The following is a 3,153-nucleotide window of genomic DNA, read 5'->3' as shown; positions in this document are numbered from 1 at the left end:
GCCAGGATCTGCTCCAATGCGTACCGGTGCTCGGCGCTGGCGTCGACGAGCGGCGCCCGCACCGAACCGGCGTCGAGGCCGGTGAACGTCACGCCCGCCTTCACCAGCGCGACCGCGTATCCGGGAGTGGTGTCGCGGAGCCGGACCAGCGGATGGAAGAACTCGCGGTTGAGTGAGTCGACCAGTTCGGTGTCGTCGTCCTCGAGCGCCCGGTAGTAGGCGAGCGACACGTCCGGGGCGAAGGCGAACGTCGCCGACGAGTAGAGGGTGACGCCGATGCTCCGGTAGGCCTGCTGCGAGACCTCGGCCGTCGGGAGGCCGTTGAAGAATTGAAACTCTTTGTCGCCGAGCGCATCCCGCAGCGTGCGCACGATTCGCGACGTCAGGTCGAGGTCGCCGACGCCGTCCTTGAACCCGACGACCTTCGGCAGTCGCGCGACCTCGAGAGCGCTCTGCTCGGTGAATTGGCCGTTCGCGCGGTGGTACACGATGACCGGGAGGTCGCTCGACTCCGATACCTGCCGCACGTACTCCACGAGGCCGTTGGCAGGCGCTCCGACGAGATAGGGCGGCAGGAGCAGGATGCCGTCGGCGCCCGCGTCCGCGGCGGCGGCCACGAACTCTTTCGCGACGGGCAGCGGCCCTCCGGCGCCGGCGAAGACGGGGACCCGGCCGCCGGTGACCGCGACCACCGTTTCCACGACGGTCCGGAACTCGGCCGCGGACAGTGCGTGGAATTCGCCGGTGCCGCACGCCGCGAACACTCCGCCCGGTCCGGCTGCGACACCGGATTCGATGTGCTGTGCCAGTGCGGGCAGATCGACGTCGCCGTTGCCGTCGAACGGGGTGACAGGAAAGAAGAGAACTCCGTCGAGCATGGTTACTCCTTGATAAAGGTGGTCGGGTGTCGGTCGGAGAACCGGGTCGCCGCTAGTCGACGAGACGGTCACCGGTGACGGTGGAAAACAGATGCGTGCGCTCGGCCGCGTACGACAGCGTGATCACCTCTCCGCGCTTCGGCGGGATGCGGCCGTCGGCGCGAACGACGATGGGCTGCCTGCGACCGTGAATGTCCGCCTGGCCGTAGACGTATGCGTCGGCGCCGAGTTCCTCGACGACGTCGATGGTGACGTCGAGCCCGCTGCCCGTGGTGATCGCGAGATCCTCGGGACGCACACCGAGCGTGACCGAGTGCTCCCCGATCCCGGCGATCGCGGCACGCGGAACGGGGACCACGGAGCCGCCGAAGCTGACACCGCCGTCGACGAGGGGAAGTTCGAGCAGGTTCATCGCGGGCGAGCCGATGAACCCGGCGACGAACACGTTGTTCGGGTGCTCGTACATGCGGCGGGGAGTGTCGCACTGCTGGAGAACGCCGTCTTTCAGGACGGCGACGCGGTCACCCATCGTCATGGCCTCGACCTGATCGTGCGTCACGTAGACGGTGGTGGTGGCGAGCCGGCGCTGCAGCGCCGAGATCTGCGCGCGGGTCTGCACGCGGAGCTTGGCGTCGAGGTTGGACAGCGGCTCGTCCATCAGGAACACCTGCGGTTTGCGAACGATGGCGCGCCCCATGGCCACTCGCTGCCGCTGGCCACCGGAGAGGGCCTTGGGCTTGCGGTCGAGGAACTTGGTGAGGTCGAGGATCCTGGCGGCGTCCTGCACGCGCCGCGTGATCTCCGCCTTGTCCTCGCCGGCGATCCGGAGGCCGAAGCCCATGTTCTCCCCCACCGTCATGTGGGGGTAGAGGGCGTAGTTCTGGAAGACCATGGCGATGTCACGGTCCTTCGGCTGGAACTCGGTGACGTCGTTGCCGCCGATCGCGATCGTGCCCTTGTCCACGTCTTCGAGTCCGGCGAGCATGCGCAGGGACGTCGACTTTCCGCAGCCGGACGGTCCGACGAGGACGAGGAATTCGCCGTCGTCGATGTGGAGGTCCAGGTGGTCGACCGCGGCCTTGTCTCCGCCGGGGAACAACTTGGTGACGCCGTGGAATGCGACTGTTGCCATGATGGTGGGAGGTCCCTTCACCGGCAGGAACGTGCCGGACGATCCGAGTGGGAGTGTGAAGCAGACGGCCGATTCCCATATTTTGTTCACATACGTGAATCTGCGCCAAGTTAGTGACTTCGTTTCGAAGTATGTACTACCGTGATGTGCATTACAAGACTCACCCCAGAGAGGTACGAGAAGACATGACCGACACCGCCTCGCGTCTGCTGATCACCGGCGCCGCAGGAAACATGGGCAAGATGCTGCGGCCGTTGCTCCGCAAGCCCGGCCGCACCCTCCGCCTGTTCGACATCGCCGACATCACCGACATCGACCCCGAACACGAGGAGTACGTACAGGGTTCGGTCACCGACCGCGCCGCCGTCGCCGCCGCGGTCGACGGCGTCGACGCCGTGCTCCACCTGGGCGGACTCAGCACCGAGGACTCGTGGGAGAACATTCTGTCCGTCAACGTCGACGGCACCCAGGCGGTGTTCGAGGCCGCCGTCGCACACGGCGTGACGCGCGTGATCGCAGCGTCGAGCAACCACGCCGTGGGCTTCTGGACGCACGCGGAGGCCGGTGGTGACCCGCTGCCCGGCGACGTTCCGCCGCGCCCGGACGGGTTCTACGGCTGGAGCAAGGCAGCGGTCGAGGCACTGGGCCGGCTGTACCACGACCGTTTCGGCATCGACGTCGTCAACCTGCGCATCGGCTCGAGCTTCGACCGCCCGCCCAACTACCGCGGGCTCGCGTCCTGGGTGTCCCCGGCCGACACCGCCCGCCTGATCGAGGCCGCACTGTCCGACTCCGCCAAGGGATTTCACACAGTGTGGGGCATCTCGCGGAACACGCGCAGCTGGTGGTCCGCAGCGGAGGGCGCCGCCATCGGGTACGAACCCCGGGACGACGCGGAGGTGTTCGCGGACGAGTTCCTCGCCGACCACGAGTGGTCCTTCGACGACCCGATCCTCCAGCGGGTCGGCGGAGCGTTCTGCGACCACCCGCTCGGGCAGCGGATGCGGTGACATCCCGAGGTGGGGGCCGGGGGCGCCCCCCTCGGCCGCGGCGGACCCTGTAGAGGCGGGTGATTCGCCCCAAACCCTCGAGTTGAGGCGCGGTGTGCAACCCCAGGTGTTTTAGGTTGATCTCGGTCGCACC

Annotated in this window: 3 protein-coding genes; 1 reads left to right on the top strand and 2 read right to left on the bottom strand. The window is 67.6% G+C overall.

Annotation, left to right across the window (positions count from 1 at the left end; genetic code table 11):
* Positions 1-878 (bottom strand): 5-dehydro-4-deoxyglucarate dehydratase (locus ACFTZB_RS44510; protein WP_378442235.1); only part of this gene is annotated, 878 nt, incomplete at its 3' end.
* Positions 879-930: 52 nt separating this feature from the next.
* Complete coding sequence (locus ACFTZB_RS44505) at positions 931-2,010, bottom strand: ABC transporter ATP-binding protein (RefSeq protein ID WP_378442233.1); 1,080 nt, start codon at positions 2,008-2,010, stop codon at positions 931-933.
* Positions 2,011-2,195: 185 nt separating this feature from the next.
* Between ACFTZB_RS44505 and ACFTZB_RS44500 the strand changes: the two genes are divergently transcribed.
* Positions 2,196-3,020 (top strand): NAD-dependent epimerase/dehydratase family protein, encoded by an 825-nt coding sequence (locus tag ACFTZB_RS44500; protein WP_378442231.1) that lies wholly within the window; start codon positions 2,196-2,198, stop codon positions 3,018-3,020.
* The last annotated feature ends 133 nt before the right edge of the window (positions 3,021-3,153 follow it).

It is taken from the genome of Rhodococcus sp. NPDC057014 (genome assembly GCF_042673295.1).
Taxonomy (GTDB): Bacteria; Actinomycetota; Actinomycetes; order Mycobacteriales; family Mycobacteriaceae; genus Rhodococcus_F.
The sequence above is the reverse complement of the archived record's forward strand: the minus strand, read 5'-3'. Positions and strand labels throughout refer to the sequence as shown.